At 28.4% G+C, this 16,601-nt stretch carries 13 protein-coding genes and 2 pseudogenes; 8 read left to right on the top strand and 7 right to left on the bottom strand.

All coding sequences use genetic code 11. From position 1 onward, the window contains the following. Positions 1 to 36: 36 nt before the first annotated feature. From KA824_RS12835 to KA824_RS00685, 4 genes and pseudogenes are all read right to left on the bottom strand, one after another. Positions 37 to 258, bottom strand: a pseudogene (locus KA824_RS12835) (hypothetical protein). A 15-nt stretch (positions 259 to 273) separates the two neighbouring features. Further along, a pseudogene (locus KA824_RS00695) lies at positions 274 to 570 on the bottom strand (DUF1643 domain-containing protein); the annotation flags it as partial. Positions 571 to 676: 106 nt separating this feature from the next. Next, the gene (locus KA824_RS12830) at positions 677 to 1,204 is read right to left on the bottom strand and encodes a hypothetical protein (protein WP_245335982.1); all 528 of its coding nucleotides are present in this window, start codon (positions 1,202 to 1,204) and stop codon (positions 677 to 679) included. Continuing rightward, the gene (locus tag KA824_RS00685) at positions 1,182 to 1,757 is read right to left on the bottom strand and encodes a hypothetical protein (protein ID WP_070044779.1); all 576 of its coding nucleotides are present in this window, start codon (positions 1,755 to 1,757) and stop codon (positions 1,182 to 1,184) included. Before KA824_RS00685 ends, KA824_RS12830 begins: the two co-directional genes overlap by 23 nt. A 668-nt stretch (positions 1,758 to 2,425) precedes the next feature. Between KA824_RS00685 and KA824_RS00680 the strand changes: the two genes are divergently transcribed. From KA824_RS00680 to mcrC, 4 genes are all read left to right on the top strand, one after another. Next, positions 2,426 to 3,739: a PrsW family glutamic-type intramembrane protease gene (locus KA824_RS00680; protein WP_070044778.1), complete on the top strand. Its 1,314-nt coding sequence runs from the start codon at positions 2,426 to 2,428 to the stop codon at positions 3,737 to 3,739. Next, a complete protein-coding gene (locus tag KA824_RS00675; protein WP_070044777.1) occupies positions 3,736 to 4,479 on the top strand; it encodes a zinc-ribbon domain-containing protein in 744 nt (247 codons plus the stop codon). The genes KA824_RS00680 and KA824_RS00675 overlap by 4 nt, the downstream gene beginning before the upstream one ends. A 558-nt stretch (positions 4,480 to 5,037) precedes the next feature. Continuing rightward, entirely contained in the window at positions 5,038 to 7,176 is a 2,139-nt protein-coding gene (locus tag KA824_RS00670) for an AAA family ATPase (RefSeq protein ID WP_181187301.1), read from the top strand. Further along, positions 7,173 to 8,207, top strand: a complete 1,035-nt coding sequence (gene mcrC / locus KA824_RS00665) for a 5-methylcytosine-specific restriction endonuclease system specificity protein McrC (RefSeq protein WP_181187300.1) — start codon at positions 7,173 to 7,175, stop codon at positions 8,205 to 8,207. The genes KA824_RS00670 and mcrC overlap by 4 nt, the downstream gene beginning before the upstream one ends. Before the next feature lie 403 nt (positions 8,208 to 8,610). Here mcrC and KA824_RS00660 read toward each other — a convergent pair whose 3' ends face one another. Then, complete coding sequence (locus KA824_RS00660; protein ID WP_107523671.1) at positions 8,611 to 9,276, bottom strand: beta/alpha barrel domain-containing protein; 666 nt, start codon at positions 9,274 to 9,276, stop codon at positions 8,611 to 8,613. A gap of 127 nt (positions 9,277 to 9,403) precedes the next feature. Between KA824_RS00660 and KA824_RS12825 the strand changes: the two genes are divergently transcribed. Together KA824_RS12825 and KA824_RS12820 are read left to right on the top strand one after the other, a co-directional pair. Continuing rightward, the gene (locus KA824_RS12825; RefSeq protein ID WP_107523670.1) at positions 9,404 to 9,958 is read left to right on the top strand and encodes a YqeG family HAD IIIA-type phosphatase; all 555 of its coding nucleotides are present in this window, start codon (positions 9,404 to 9,406) and stop codon (positions 9,956 to 9,958) included. Continuing rightward, positions 9,945 to 10,769 (top strand): VanW family protein, encoded by an 825-nt coding sequence (locus tag KA824_RS12820; protein WP_119535999.1) that lies wholly within the window; start codon positions 9,945 to 9,947, stop codon positions 10,767 to 10,769. The genes KA824_RS12825 and KA824_RS12820 overlap by 14 nt, the downstream gene beginning before the upstream one ends. A 115-nt stretch (positions 10,770 to 10,884) precedes the next feature. Here KA824_RS12820 and KA824_RS00650 read toward each other — a convergent pair whose 3' ends face one another. Beyond that, positions 10,885 to 13,767, bottom strand: coding sequence for a DEAD/DEAH box helicase (locus tag KA824_RS00650; protein WP_119517907.1), 2,883 nt, complete (start codon positions 13,765 to 13,767; stop codon positions 10,885 to 10,887). Next, positions 13,767 to 14,162 carry a (deoxy)nucleoside triphosphate pyrophosphohydrolase gene (locus KA824_RS00645; RefSeq protein ID WP_181187299.1) on the bottom strand — a complete coding sequence of 132 codons (396 nt, stop codon included), beginning with the start codon at positions 14,160 to 14,162 and terminating at the stop codon, positions 13,767 to 13,769. The genes KA824_RS00650 and KA824_RS00645 overlap by 1 nt, the downstream gene beginning before the upstream one ends. 306 nt (positions 14,163 to 14,468) lie before the next feature. Between KA824_RS00645 and KA824_RS00640 the strand changes: the two genes are divergently transcribed. Next, positions 14,469 to 16,202 carry a DNA/RNA helicase domain-containing protein gene (locus KA824_RS00640; protein WP_119536001.1) on the top strand — a complete coding sequence of 578 codons (1,734 nt, stop codon included), beginning with the start codon at positions 14,469 to 14,471 and terminating at the stop codon, positions 16,200 to 16,202. Beyond that, entirely contained in the window at positions 16,195 to 16,533 is a 339-nt protein-coding gene (locus tag KA824_RS00635; RefSeq protein WP_107523750.1) for a nucleotide pyrophosphohydrolase, read from the top strand. The genes KA824_RS00640 and KA824_RS00635 overlap by 8 nt, the downstream gene beginning before the upstream one ends. Positions 16,534 to 16,601: the final 68 nt, after the last annotated feature.

The raw sequence follows: 16,601 nt of genomic DNA, 5'->3' as shown, positions 1-16,601 counted from the left end.
AAGGATGCTCTATTTTTATTGTAAGTAGTATAATGTTCATTTTACTAGGTAATGATTAATAATTAACTGTAAATCATTATTAAATATCGTTGTTATAGAGTCATCATTCATAAAATCATCATAAATTTTATCAAGTATTTCTTCATCTCCAACCGCTTTAAAATAACATACTAAGCCTTTTACTATTTAAACATAATCAAGTTATCCTAAATAACAAGCGATCTTTTGCCAGTCTGATTGTGTAGTTTCACGGTTCATAGATAATCCTCCTTTTTATTTTAATGTCCATTTTTGACGTGCTTTAGGATTGAGAGGATGCATGATTTCATTCGTTGCTGGATTAATGAGCTTTTTGACTTTCTTTTTATGAGGTTTTAAGATTTTCATTACTTGTGTAACACGTTCTACAACTACAGGCCGCTTCACATAGGCGCCATATTGCTTGGAATTAGCTAATTGGTTGAGGATAAGAACAGTTGTGAGATCAAGTGATAATACACCATCTAATTGAGGATACATCGTTATTATTGTACAAACAGGCTTCTTTTCATCCCATATCTTTTTAAGTAAAGAATTTGATTATCGTGACTAAATATTTATTCAGTTAGTAAAATGACATAATAAGAAAGGTCTACATCATCCTAATGTACGATGTAGACCTTATTAATCCACTTGTTTATAAATTAATTTTAGTTTCGTGATCCATAGCTGTTTTAGGACCATTCCAAATTTGAACTGTTCCACCATCTTTGACTACTATGGTATTAGCGCCAGCCCCTGATTTATTATTTGCATTAATTGTCCATTCTGAACCATTGTATTCCGGTTCTTGGAACTTTAATAAATCAGCATCTCCCACTTCATTTACAGCTGCAATAGCATAATCAAAAACATTATCTCTAGTTACCTGTTGGTCATCACTTGTATCTTCTTCTGTTGTAGATTGCTCTTGACTATTATTTTGACTTTCATTCGATTGATTCTCATTATTAGATATTTCACTAATATTTTGTGAATTACTGTCGTCATATTCTTTTTGCTGAGCTTGTAATTTATTTTTTTCTAACTCTACTTCCTGATATTTGTTGTATCCAAAAAATCCAACAGCTGCTAATATGCCAATGATGGCAATTACTGTTATTGTACTTAATAATTTTTTCATGATTTCTTCATCCTTAAATTTAATAATTGCCGCCTTGACCATTGGCGCGTGCTTCAACTTGTCCTCTTAAATAACCAATATAATCTCCAGAACCTTCAGCTCTACTATCAACAGCGGCAGCTTCTTCTTCACTCATGCCTTCTTTATATGCATCTAAGAATTCATCATCAGACATGTTTTTAGCATCTTCTGCTGTATATTTAGGTTGATTGTCTTCGTTTTTCTCATCATTCGTATCAATGCCTTTGGAAGCTACTTGGAATTTACCTTCTTTTTCTAGTTTCTCTAGTTCAGGTGTCATTTCATCTCTAGTAATAACTCCATCACCATTTGCATCATTTTTCATAATGTTATTTGGGTCATCTGAATTGTCTATATTTTGTTCATTTGTAGATGTTATTTGTTCTTGATTTGTATTAGTTTGATTATCTTTATTCTTTTCTTTTTTATTTGTAGTACTTTGCTTTTTGTCAGCTAATTTAGACTCTTCTTTTTTAAGTTCTAAATCTTTATAACTCCCATATGCAAATACAACTGCAACTCCCAATACTGCAACTAATAAAATAACGCCTAAACTGGCGAAAACTTTCTTCACATCATTATCCCCATTCTATATTTATTTTAATTTTATATTAATCTATTTTGCTACGCTTTTCTATATTTATTCTAAAATAATTTAAAAAAGAACGCATTTTTTAATTAATGCGTATTTGGAAATGATTATATCTATATTAATTTTAATTATGAAAGGTTAACTTAAGTGTTCTTCTATTATTTTGCTATATCCTTTATTATTTGTTTTATTTATTATATCAGTGAACAAGGAAAAAATTATGTCGTCTCTTTTACAATAAAAATCATAAAATTAATAGTAAGATATTAATTTTATAATCGACTAAGTTACAACAACAATTATATTTCTAATGTAATTGAAGGCGTTAAAGTTAATATGTAAGGCGATAAGTGTCCCTTTTATTTCTCTAACCGTCTTTTTATACTAATTTTTGCCTTAGGTAATCATTTCTGATTGTCTATATAAAGGATGCTATCAGAACAATACAAACATTTTCATTAACTATTTATGATACTGAAACTTTTTAGTTAGATAAAATATAAAAATAGCGATATTTCAAGAATACACTTAATTTTTGAAAGATATTCTCAGAAAATAAAAAAAATATACATGAAAATAATATAGAATTTTCTTGTGTAATACATTAAAATGATATATATCAAAAGTAAATAATTGGGAGTAGGGAATGTATGAATTGTAAAAATTGTGGGAAACACGTGGATATAAATGACAAGTTTTGTACTTATTGTGGGCATAGTATAGAACAAAGGACAACAACTAATGACAAAAATTGTCCAAATTGTAATGCAAAGATCGAAATTGAAGATAGATTTTGTATAGAATGTGGTCATAATTTAAAAAAAGAGGATGGAGAGATAAACGCGGAACCTGAAAAAAGTGAGAAGAAAGAGACCTTTAATGAAAGCACTGAAACAATTGAACAACAAGCTGCCCAAAATATTAATCTAAAGAATGAAGCAAGAAATTTATTTAGTAGCACTACTAAATCTATAGGGAAATTTGCTGGTAGCGAAGAAAGTTTAGATTTGAATTTAAAAGATATGTTTTCAGAAGTGTTTAAGCCCCATTCCAAAGAAGAATCGGATGAAGTATTTATAGCTGGAACCAAGAATACTACACCACCTTTAGATGAAGTTTCAGAAGAATGGGCAAAGCCTTGGGTTTTCTCTAGAGTGTTTCTAGCATTTGCTATTACATTTGCAGCATTATGGGTTTTAGGAACGGTATTTGAAAACGCAAACGCAATACCTGGTTTGATATTTATTGGTGCACTAACAGTACCATTAACAGGCTTATTCTTTTTTTATGAGTCAAATGCGTTTAAAGATATTAGTTTATTTGAAGTGTTAAAAATGTTTTTTATAGGCGGAGTATTTTCTTTAATTAGTACTATGATTTTATACAATTTCATTACTTTTAGTGAAGAATATTATTTAAGTGGGACGATGACAGTAATAGATGCGGCGCTAGTAGGGTTAGTTGAAGAAACGGGTAAAGCAGTTATAATCGTGTATTTTATAAATAAAAATAGAACAAATAGAATTTTAAACGGTTTACTTATTGGAGGGGCAATTGGTGCTGGATTTGCGGTTTTTGAATCTGCAGGTTATATATTAAATTATTCAACTAATTTTGATATTTCATTGATTGACATGATATACACTAGAGCATGGACTGCAATTGGTGGTCACTTAGTTTGGTCAGCAATTATTGGAGCAGGAATTGTTATTGCAAAAGAAGAAAATAATTTTGGATTCAATAACATATTAGATAAGAGGTTGCTGTTTTTCTTTTTCTCTTCAGTAATTTTACATGGGATCTGGGACACATCAATTTCATTAGCAGGAAGTATTACTCTTAAGTATTTAGTATTGATATTTATAGTATGGATATTTGTATTTATATTAATGAAAGCGGGATTAAAACAAGTAAATATTTTACAGACAGAAGTAAGGGGTATAAAGGAGAGCGTCGATAAATGAAATATTGTCCCAATTGTGGTAATAAAATAGAAAACACACAAGTTTTTTGTAATAAATGTGGTAAAAAGCTAGTCAATAGTGATCATAAAAGTGAAAAAGATAAATATCAAAATTCACAATTACAACATAAAATAAGTCGAAATGGACAAATCGAGCGTGGTAACTCTAAATTATGGGCAATCATTGTTTCGATAATTGTTGTTATTTTATTAGTTGTAGCGTTAATGTTTGCGGGATATTATTTTTATAAAAATGTATTTCTAGGAAACAGTTCTATTAATATATTTCAAAGTGATAGTGAAACGACCCACGATAATCAACAAGCAACTATTAATGTTTTGTCCTCTGAATTTAGTGAAAATTTTATGAATGCTGATAATACTGGTGGTTATGAAGGATTTAATATTGGAATGTCCAAACACGAGATAAAATCAAAATTTGGAGAACCTGATAATACCATTTCTATGGATATTGGTAATGTAGAAAAATATCATAATATAGGCATATATTATGGTATAGACGGTACAGTATCAAGTGTATACATTTTACCAGAAGCTATTTCAGTATCTGATTTTAAACAATTTCATGGAGATCCTACTGTAGAAACAGAGGAGCAGTTGGTATATGACGATAACTCTGATAATGGTTTTACTATTTTTGTGAATAAAGGGAATGGTGAAGTACAATCAATTGAAAACACATACCAAATTGATGAAGCTTCTTTAAATAGTATGGACTAAAATCAATCTAATTAGTACAACATTGATTATATTATTTACTTAAAAATATATTCATTATAAAAACCGCATCACTACCTGATAAGCAGAAGCATATCACAAGTGATGCGGTTTTTTCAGCGCCTCTGCTAATGGATTTTGAACGCATCATATAGTCTGCGGTTTTAATAAGAGTATTTATGTTTGCTTGAGAGTTATAATAAATAAAACTAAAATGATTTGTAAAGACCATGATAAAACTATTGAGGTTAAAATGAAATTTAAAGATATGAAAACCATAGACATTAAATCGATTCATGTTCTAATTTATTTTTGAATATAAAATTAAATCAATTGTTAGAAGCTTAGCATATCATAATAATAGTATAACTTTATTATTTGTATCTTAAGAAATTTCTCTTGAGAATATAGAACAAAAACAAAGTATTGTGGCTTTGAGCATACTTTTACTTATGATAGAAACTAAAGAATTTCAATACCAATCATATGTTATGTTTGATTTAAGAAAAGAAAATTTAAATTAGAAAACTAGCGTAATGATATTTATAGGGGGATAATTTAATGAAAAGTGCAATAGATATAACGTGGGTTGATTTTTATAAAGAATTTGCTATAAAACTATTGAAATATCATGAAAATCGTAAGGAATTAATTGAAAAAGTTAAAAAAATATATAAAATGACTGAAATTAAACTACCCACTTTAGAGAGAAATAATGATTTAACAGATATAGACCCATTTACAGTGTTTGCTTTATTTAATAAAAGCAGTTTCAATTTATCAAATAAGATAAAAGTGTTGGAAGCAATAGCAGAACTTTTCGAAATTAAGGCAGATTTACCAAATAGTTTTGATAGTGTTCCAACTATTAATAATATGGGAGCTACATTTTATTATTTTAAAGGTGATCGCAATAAAAATGATATTGATGAACTATGGATGCTATTTAAGGCAGCATTAGAATTTGCTAAGGATCCTACATCTACTTCTCAAGAAAAATTCATAGAATATTTTGATAAAGTTATGTCCAAAAAAGGAATTCATAATAGTAAATTGACAAGTGGTTTATACTGGATTGCTCCAGAGAAATTTATCAATCTCGATTCTCGTTCTAGATGGTATATATATGAATCTGGTAAAATTACTGATGAAATAATAAATAAGTTACCCAGAATAAATGGCAAATTATCAGGTGAAGAGTACATAGAAATAATTGATAATATACAAGATTATCTTTCAAATGAAGAAATTTTAATTGATAACTTTATTGAATTGAGTTACGATGCTTGGCTTTATTCTGAAAAAATTAATTTACAAAAAAAGAATAAAATTGAAACAACAGATGCAGATAAAGATGTTGAATCAATGAATTATTGGATATTTTCACCAGGGTCGCAAGCAATTAATTGGGATGCGTTTTATAAAAAAGGACTTATGGCGATAGGTTGGGAAGAATTAGAAGATTTTTCAAAGTATACAAGTAGAGGAGACATGAAAGAAAAATTACAAGAAATTAATGGAAATACAAACAACTATATTAATATTACGAATGCTATTTGGCAATTTACTAATGAAATGAAAATTGGAGATATTGTTTATGTTAAAAAAGGCCAAAAACAAATAATTGGCTGGGGAATAGTTACTTCTGAACATGAGTATCATCCAAATCAAGAATTTAAAAATATACGTACAGTCGATTGGAAAGATAAAGGAGAATGGATCACTTCTATAAAACCAGCCCCTAAAACTTTAACCAATATTACACCATATAATGATTTTGTTGAAAATCTTAAAAAATTATTTGAAGAAGATAAAATTGATATAGAAGATGAAACAGAAATAGTCTTACCAAATTATGATAGAAATCATTTTTTAAATGATGTATTTATGGAAGAAGAGGATTATCTTAAGTTAGTAAATTTAGTTAGAAGAAAGAAAAATGTTATTTTACAAGGCGCTCCAGGTGTTGGTAAGACTTTTGTAGCTAAACGACTAGCTTATTCAATGATGGGAGTAAAGGATAAAAAACGTGTTCAAATGGTTCAATTTCATCAAAATTATTCTTATGAAGATTTTGTTATGGGGTTTAGACCAACAGAATCAGGATTCGAACTCCGTAAAGGTACATTCTACAATTTTTGTAAACGAGCAGAAAATGATATAGAAAATGATTATTTCTTTATTATTGATGAAATTAACCGTGGAAATCTAAGTAAGATTTTAGGAGAACTATTCATGTTAATAGAGAATGATAAACGCGGAACAGAACTTCAGTTATTATACGCAGACGAAAAGTTTTCTGTCCCTCCAAATATTTATATTCTTGGAATGATGAATACAGCTGATCGCAGTTTAGCAATGTTAGATTATGCATTGCGTAGACGATTTGCCTTTTATAATATGACAACAGGATTTATGACAACAGGATTTAGGTTATATCAAGAAAAGCTAGCTAGTGCTAAATTTGATTCTCTTATTCAATGTATTTTAAATTTGAACTCTGAAATTAAAAGAGATGAGTCACTTGGTGAAGGATTTATTATTGGCCATAGTTATTTCTGCAACTTATCAAATGTTACTGACTATGAATTAGAGAATATAGTAGAATATGAAATTATTCCGTTAATAAATGAATATTGGTTTGATGAACCAGATAAGGTAGATTCATGGTCTGAAAAATTAAGAGGAGCTATTCAATGATAGCTATTAAGAATGTATATTATATGTTGTCATATGCATATAAAGTACTAAATGAAAAAGGTTACCGTAAAGTCGCGACGGAAGATTTTGAGAATGCAATTGATTTGTATGCAGCTATTTTAATTAAGGGTGTATCTATTCAACTAAAACGTGGCTTACATCATGAATACGTAGAAGAAAAAGAATCTTTGAAAATGGTTCGAGGCAAAATTAATATCACAGAATCTATTAAAAATCTAGATATCATGAATCAGAAGCTCAATTGTTCATATGATGAGTTTTCGATTAATATGTATATGAATAAGATAATAAAAACAACTATGATTTTGTTACTTAAAACTGAAATTTCAAATGAGAGAAAGAAAAAAATTAAAAAGTTATTATTATTTTTTGACAAAGTAGATACATTAGAAAAACATAATATCAATTGGAATTTACAATTTACTCGTAATAATCAAACATATAAAATGTTAACGTCTATATGTTGTCTAATTATTAAAGGATTGCTACAGTCAAAAAAAGATGGAAGTAATCAACTAATGGATTACTCAGATGAGCAACAACTATCACGTTTATTTGAAAAATTCATCTTTGAATATTACAAAAAAGAATTTCCGCAATTAACAGTTACAGCGTCCTATATTCCTTGGATGGTGGATGATGGAGTTAGTGATATGTTACCTGTGATGAAGACCGATATTATCCTTTCATGTAATAATAAATATTTAATAATTGATACTAAGTATTACACTAAAACATTACAAAATAATTATGGTGTTAATAAAATTCATTCAGGAAATCTGTATCAAATTTTCACCTATGTTAAAAATCTAGATATTGATTTAAAAGAAAAGTCAGCAAAAGTTTCGGGAATGTTACTTTATGCTAAAACTGATGAAAAAGTAGTTCCCGACAATGATTATCAAATGAGTGGAAATCATATTAGTGTGAAAACATTAGATCTAAATTGCGATTTTGTTCAAGTTTCAGAACAATTGAACCAAATAGTACTTGAATATTTTAAAATTTGATTTACTGCTGGGTTAATTATATTTTATAACTAATACTATATCTATAGACTTCTACTTTCTAACAGTTTTGTGCTCACTTTTCCACGACTAATTTCTTAGTCTATAGTCTTCGTCTAGTAGTTTTCTCGCAAGAGTTGACACAATTTACTACTAAAATCATATACTAACAGGACATAAATAAATGTAGACAAACCCTACGTAAATTAATGAGTAGGGTTTGACTACTTGTTGATATAGTGATTTAAATTTGCTCTAATAATGAGTTCATTTTTTGCTATATCACTAACAAAGAGAAGCGATTATAAGTGATGCGGTTTTTCAGACGCTATTTAAAGAGATTGTGAACCTACCAGACTATATGAGGTTAATAAGAAGTAAAGTTATATTTTTAATAAAATGTAGATTAATCATTTAAATAATTATATACTTTGTCAATTTGTGCTTTAAAAGTGTCGCCAAATTTATTATCGAAGAATGCGCTACCTATTGTGAAACCCCAAGGTGAAATAGACTTAATGAATTCGAGTCTTTCATAAGAATCAATGCTTCCAGCAACACAGACAGGAATATCTATGTTAGCTACGAATTTAGAAATTAAATTTGTAGCATTACCTATGTAACGAAATCCCAGCAAATCAAATCCATGGATACCTGTATCTAAGTAATTGTTTGCTTCTTTTATAATTTCTTCAATTTCTCCATGAAGTACAGATGGTCTATTACTTATGTTACCAGCAAATGGCATATATTTAATATTATGTTTCTTGCAATAATCATTTACAGATTCGTAGAAAATAGTTCCCATCAAAATATCACAATTGCAAACTTTGGCTAAATATGCGCCTTCTAAACATTGTTTTTCTTCGTATTCAACTATTTCTAGAACGGTATTTTTACCACACTGTTTCATATAATTATATAATGATACCATTTCTTCTAAAGAAATTCCTTTATCCTTAAATCCCCAATATTTAACGTTAGTATCTTTACATTCTTCAAAAACTTCAAATGCATTTTTCACTGTAAAGTCATTATATGTGAGCATGACAATAAGTTCAGAATTTTCCAAAATAGACGCCCCTTTTATATTAAATTCCTAATTTGACTTAAGTTAATAGTTAGTTTACACTTTGTTGCTATACAATACAATAATAATTTTAATAATTCAAATGTTGAAAAAAGGATGTTATGTTAAAATGATTAATATTTTATTTCCAAATATTTACATAAGAAAAGTTTTTGATATAGATTTTTATAAAGTTTATAAGCTAGGTTACAGGGGACTGATTTTTGATATTGATAGTACTTTAGTTCCTCATGGTTCAGATTCTACAAAAGAAGTGGATGAATTATTTGAAAAATTACAAAGAATAGGGTTTAAAACTATATTTTTATCTAACAATAGTGCAAGTCGTATTGAGCGTTTTAATAAGAATATAAATATAGCATTTATAGATGAAGCTAATAAACCAAATAAAAATGGATATATTAAAGCTATTGAAAGATTAGAAGTTGAAAAGTCAGAAATATTATTGATTGGGGATCAGATATTTACTGACATACTTGGAGCTAATTTAACTAAAATAGATAGTGTATTAGTAAAGTACTTATTACATGAAAATGAAGTTAAAATAGGTAAAAAAAGAAGGGTTGAAAAAGCTGTTTTATGGATTTTCTTTTTAACAAAGTGGATTTTTAAAAAGAATTCGAAAATTGAAAAATTGAAGGTGAATTATAATGAAAAAGCGTAAAAGTTTAAGTGAAATTATTCCTATATGGTATAGAGTGGCTGAGAGAAAGGAAACGATACGGAGACATGTGAAAGATTTAGTAAGTAACAATAACTTTTCAAATAGTTATTTAAGTAATCGTTTGCCTAATGAGATTTATAGACATAAATCTAAAATAATTAAAACTGGCAAAGATATTGACCCAATTTTACAAGAAAATAAAGCTTTTAATATTGAATTATCTTCTTCAAAAATAAATGGATTAGTAATAAAACCTAATGAAGTATTTTCGTTTTGGAAATTAGTAGGCAAAGTGAATAAAAAGAATGGATACAAAGAAGGACGAGTTATAATTAATAATAAAGTTGAAGCAGGAATGGGAGGAGGACTTTGTAATTTAGCCAATACAATTAATTTATTAATTCTGCATAGCCCTTTAAAAATAACAGAAGTTCATTTTCATTCCGATGCACTAGCTTCAGATATTGGAAAGCGTGTACCATTAGCTAATGGTACTTCAGTCGCTTATAACTATGTAGATTATCGTTTCAAAAATACAACAGATCAAAGTTTCCAAATAACTTTAAACTGTGAAAACCAAGAATTAGTAGCGATATTAAATAGTGAAAGCCCCATACCCTATAAATATAAAATTGTTGAAGAAAATCATAGGTTTGTTGAGGAAAACGGTATATATTACAGAAAATCTAAAATTTATAGAGTGACAGAAGATAAAGAAACATCCATTGAGTTAAATAAAGAATTAGTATTAGATAATAAATCGGAAGTTATGTTTGATTATGACTTAATACCAAAGACCCAAAATAATTAGTAAAATTGATAAAAAGAAGTGCATCATAAGTGAGATTACTTCTATTAATAGTTACGAAAAAAAGCAACAAGAGCAGAAATTCATTATTAAACTTGAATTTCTGCTCTTATTTTTTCTAATTCTCCAATATATATCTATAAACTTCATCTTTTACAGGTGTTTCCATAGACAATGTCATCGTTACAATGTTGTTTTTTTTCTCGTTTGGCATCGTTGTTTGTTCAGCTGTACCATCTAAGTAGTGTGCTTTTCCCAGGAAATAAAATTCATTTCCATCTAAAACATCTTCTTTTTTTACAAAGATATACATATCTATATTGTTCTTCTGATGTGCTAATATTTTTTGTACTTCTGGTGAGGTTAATTTTCTTTTTGATCTTGTAAACCATTTAAGTTCATCAGGACTTAGGAATTCGTCTTCGTATTTAGTATTGTCACTGATATTTTCTTGTTTATGATATGTTATGAAAATTGGTAAAGTATTATTACCGAATTTATATCCGTTGATATTTCCGGATTCATCTGATTTCCAATTTAGTAATTTAACAAAATCTTTTCTTGTATATTTGTTATAAAGTAGTAATCCATTTTGGTTTTTGTGATGTACTTTATTGTTATATTTTGCTAATTCTATTATATCTTCGACATATGTTTTGAAAAGTAATTTTTCAAGTGATGCAGCAAAAGACTCTGTTAACGTTACTTCATCATTTGAAATGTTGGCGATTGGTTTGCCATAGGTTTTATTAATATCTTTACTAAAAAAACTAAAATTTAATATTTTTAAAGTTGTTTGAATATCTTCTAAGGTAACGTTTGGATCTACATTTTGAGCAATGGTTAATAGCTCATTTATCTTATAGGGTCTATTAATTATTGCGTTTAAAATAGTATGATCTACATTCTTTAAACCAGGTGCAATTTCTCGTGATAAAAATGTTAAATTGAGATTTTCATTTTTATCTAACTGTTCTTCTATTTTCTTGGCTCTAACGAGGAAATCATTATAGTTTTTATATGAACTGTCTGTTGAATATATAACACTTGGATCTATAGAGTTCTGTCTAATAAAGTCCATGAGTAAAGGCAATCTACCAATTCTTTGTTCAACTTCATTATATGCTTGTTTGATGTGAGAAGCGGCACTTAATTTAACTTGCTTAAGTGAGTCGTATATTTTCTTTTTAGCGACTTCTTCGAAGTTGATTGTTGAAACACCCATTAATGCTGTATTACTCGTTAAAAATCTTCTATAGTTATCTTTATTTTGAGACTGATCGCCTGATAAAGCTATTGGAATAAGGTAGTTCTTCTCGTAATTACCTATAAAGTCTATAACCGTTACATATTCTTTGTTTTCGCTTTTTCTAAGCCCTCTACCAAGCTGTTGAATAAAGATTATACTTGATTCAGTTTCTCTTAACATGACAATTTGATTTACAGGTGCAATATCTATACCTTCGTTAAATAAATTAACGGTTACAATGTAATTTATCTCACCAGATTTAAGTTGCTCTATCACTTTTTGTCTCTTTTCTGAACTGTCTTCACCCGTCAGTGCATCAGAAGGCACATTAAGTAATGTTAGTTTATCAGCTAAATCTTTAGCTTCGTCTTTTCTGCTAACAAATATAAGTCCTTTTAATTCTTCACCAGAATAACCATAGTATTGTGTTTTTTCTAATACATGTTTTACTCTTTCATCAGAAGTTAAATCAGTTAATCTGCTAAAATCATCTGTTGATTTTCCTTTATGAATATAGTCTGTAACACCAAAATAATGGAAAGGACAAAGTATTTCACTTTCAAGAGCTTTTTGTAATCGAATTTCATAAGCAATATTGTAATCAAACATTTCAAATATATTTAAGTTATCTGTTCTTTCGGGTGTAGCTGTCATTCCAAGAGTGAAGTCAGGTGAGAAATAATTAAACACTTTCTGATATGATTTTGCTGCAGAACGATGTGCTTCATCATATACTATGTAGTCAAAATGATTTTGATCAAAATTATTATAAATATCATCTTTAGATAAAGTTTGAATTGTAGCAAATAAATATTTAGCATGAGTTTCCTTATACTTACCTGTTAATAATCCAAAGTCTTCATCTTTGGAAAAAGGTAATACTTTTTTGAATTCTTCAATTGCTTTATGTAAAATTTCTTCGTTATGAACGATAAATAAAAATTTATTTGGATTATAATTTCTCACATCTAATGCACATAAGATTGTCTTACCTGTACCAGTTGCAGATATAATCAATGACTTGTTTTTTCCACTTTTTCTAAGTTCAGCTAAAGAATGTAAGGCTTCTTTCTGCATAATGTTTGGCTCGATTTTCATAGTTTGTTCAATGTTATCTTGCATAACCCTTTTTTCCCTTGCAATATGTAGCGCATTTTTTAAAGATTGTTCATCATATATAAGTTCATAATCTTGTATCCAAGTATCTGAAAGAGGTATGCTCTTGCTCCATAATTCATCAAACTGAGCTTTTATATTATAAACAAGGTCACCGTTCTTTTGTGTGGAGAGTAAAATGTTGTGTTCATAGTTTACCTTTAATGCATTAGAAGTTAGATTAGAACTGCCTACGATCATGGAAGCATAATGTTCATGTTCAAACACATAACCTTTGGCATGAAATCCGTTGACATCAGTTAATCTGACATCAACATTTTTAAGCTTTAATAACTCTTTATACATCTTAGGTGAGTTAAAACCTAAATAATTAGAAGTAATAATCTTTCCGCGAATACCTTTTTGATTTAAATCATAAAGGTGAGATTTTAAACTAGCTAAACCACTTTCGGTAATGAAAGCTACTGAAATTGTAAATGATTTGCATTTATATAATTCATTAATAATTGTTGAAAGTACATTCTCATCTTTATTATTAATCAATAACTTAGGCATGAAGTTCCCTTTATGGGGGATTGTACGATCGATAAATCCTTTATGTAGCGACTGATTAAAGTCTTCTAATAAATTATCCACTATTGTCCCCCATCTACAATGATTTTCACAGCCGGTATGTCTGCCGTCGCCCATTCTAATGATTCTAATTCTTGAATATTTAACCATTTAATACTTTTATGTTCAGTTAGTGTAGGCATTTTTTCTTTTAATTTACATTTATAAGTATGAAGATTAACAATTCCAAAATCATATTCATAAGTAGTTGAGGTAATTTTATTACCAACCTCAAGATCACATAACATTTCTTCGTTTATTTCACGTTTTAATGCGTCAATCTCAGATTCATTTTTTTCAATTTTACCACCAGGGAATTCCCACATAAGAGGCAAACTCATATTCTCATTTCTTTGTGCACAAAGAACTTTATTATCAGAAAAAATAACAGCACCAACAACCTCGATTTGTTTTTTCAAAATATTACCTCCAAATAGCATGTTTATTTTATATTTTAACAAAATATTGTGGTAAAAGTAATAAAACATAGATTTGCGATAGAATAAAGTGTGATTTTTCAAAAACTGAAAATATCAGAGGAAGAATGTTTAGATACAGTAGAATTTGTATAAGAAATTAATAAAATTTTAAGAAGAGCAAAAAATACCTTTTAGATAATCATGAAAATTTAAGCTTTTTATATTAAATATTTAAAAAAGTATATAAAATTATCACAAAATTGATAAAATAGAAACTGATAGATGATAATCGAATAGGTGATGCAAATGGGGAACTTGTTAAAGATAGAAAATATGAAATATTCATTAGAAAATCTTAATAATTCAGTCCAAAAATGGAAAACTTCATTAGATGGAAAATATTTATTAAGATATCCAACTGTATACATAATAAATAATAAAAAAAGTGCAAATAATTTTGAAGTTTATGTTGGAGAAACAGCAGATATTAGAAATAGAACGAGACAACATCTCAATATAGATAGAAAAATGAAAACATTTTGGGAAGACTTTTCTAAATCAAATCATTCATCAATGTATGTGATTGGCCATGAATTGTTTAATAAGTCATTAACATTAGATATTGAAAATAGATTAATGCAATATTTATTAAGTGTAGATAAAATTTCTAGGGTTCATAATAGTAGAACAAATCAACAAAATGAATACTTTACTTCTGATAAGTTAGAAGAAATATTCTCGGATATTTGGAAATCATTAAATGAAAAAAATAAATCTTTATTTCCAATTGAAAGCATTATTAAGGATTCAGCAATATTTAAAGCCTCTCCTTTTCATAAATTGACTCAAGAGCAAATTAACGCAAAAGAAGAAATATTAGATAAAATTAAAGAATCTGTTATTTTAAATGAAGTTGGACAATTGATAATCGTTGAGGGTGAAGCAGGCTCAGGAAAAACAGTTTTAATGAGTACATTGCTTTATGAAATTGGGAAGTATAATTTAGATTTAGATAAAAATTTAGATATTCATCTATTAGTAAATCAAGATGAGCATGTATCAATCTATAATCAAATAGTTACTAAATTGGGTATTTCGACTAAAATGAATAACATTGTAAGTAAACCAACTAGCTTTATTAATAATCATTCATCAAATGAAAAAGTAGACGTTGTAATTGTAGATGAAGCACATTTACTTTTAACTCAAGGGAAGCAAAGTTACCAAGGTAAGAATCATTTAAATGATTTATTAGAAAGGGCTAAAGTTGTAGTTATTGTTTTTGATTTAAAACAAGTGCTTACAACTGAACAAATTTGGGAAAAAGATAAATTAAATGAATATTTTGAATGTGCAAAAAATAAAAATAACCATGTTACTTTAAAAAATCAAATGCGGATTAATAGTGATGAAACAACAATTCATTGGATAAGAAATTTGGTTGACAATCAAACAATTAAGAATATTCCCTATGATAACAAAGGGTATAAGATTAAAATTTTTGATACGCCTGATGCGTTAGAGAAATCCATAAGAGATAAAGCTCAAAATACAGATAGTGGTATATCAAGAATGCTAGCTACCTTTGATTGGCAATATAATAAAAACAAATCTCCTGAAAATGAGGATTACTGGAGAGTGAAGGTTGGCGATTGGTCAATGCCATGGAATTACCAACTTAAAGTAAGTAGAAAGCAGTCAAAATTACCATGGGTTGAACAAGAACAATCTATATGTGAAATAGGTTCAACATATACTATTCAAGGTCTAGATTTAAACTTTGCTGGAGTAGTCATCGGGCCTTCCGTAAAATATAGAAACGGAAAGATAGTTTTTGACGAAAGTGGCAGTGCCAATAAAAAAGCTACTCGTAGAAGAACATTAGAGGACGGTTCAAAGCAATATTTCTCAGAAATGTTGCTTAAAAATGAATTGAACGTATTATTAACTCGTGGTGTAAATGGATTATATATTTATGCAGTAGATGACCAGTTGAGGGAAGCACTAAAAAAAGCATCAAAAGGTGATAAAAATGAATGAAACAAAAGATGTATTAAGAGAAATCAATCAATTTAGAGATGAGCGTAACTGGAGACAATTTCACAATGAAAAGGACTTATCTTTGTCAATTAGTTTAGAAGCAGCTGAGTTACTTGAGCTATTTCAATGGAAATCCCCTGAAGAGGTAGTGGATACTAAACATGAGAGATTAGCAGAAGAATTAGCAGATGTATTAATCTATAGTTACATGTTAGCAGATAATTTAGATTTTGATATTAATGAAATTATCCGTAAGAAACTAGTGAAAAATGCTAAAAAGTACCCAATAGACAAAAGCAAAGATTCAAATACTAAATACAAAGATTTATAACTAGATGTATTTTTCGGTTTTAAAGCCAGTGATGATTTCTTAGATGTTCCCATTGCAAGATGTTGACA

The organism is Staphylococcus sp. GDY8P198P, assembly GCF_017891615.1.
Taxonomy (GTDB): domain Bacteria; phylum Bacillota; class Bacilli; order Staphylococcales; family Staphylococcaceae; genus Staphylococcus; species Staphylococcus cohnii.
Note: the sequence above shows the minus strand (reverse complement) of the source record. Positions and strands in the feature narration are given on the sequence as shown.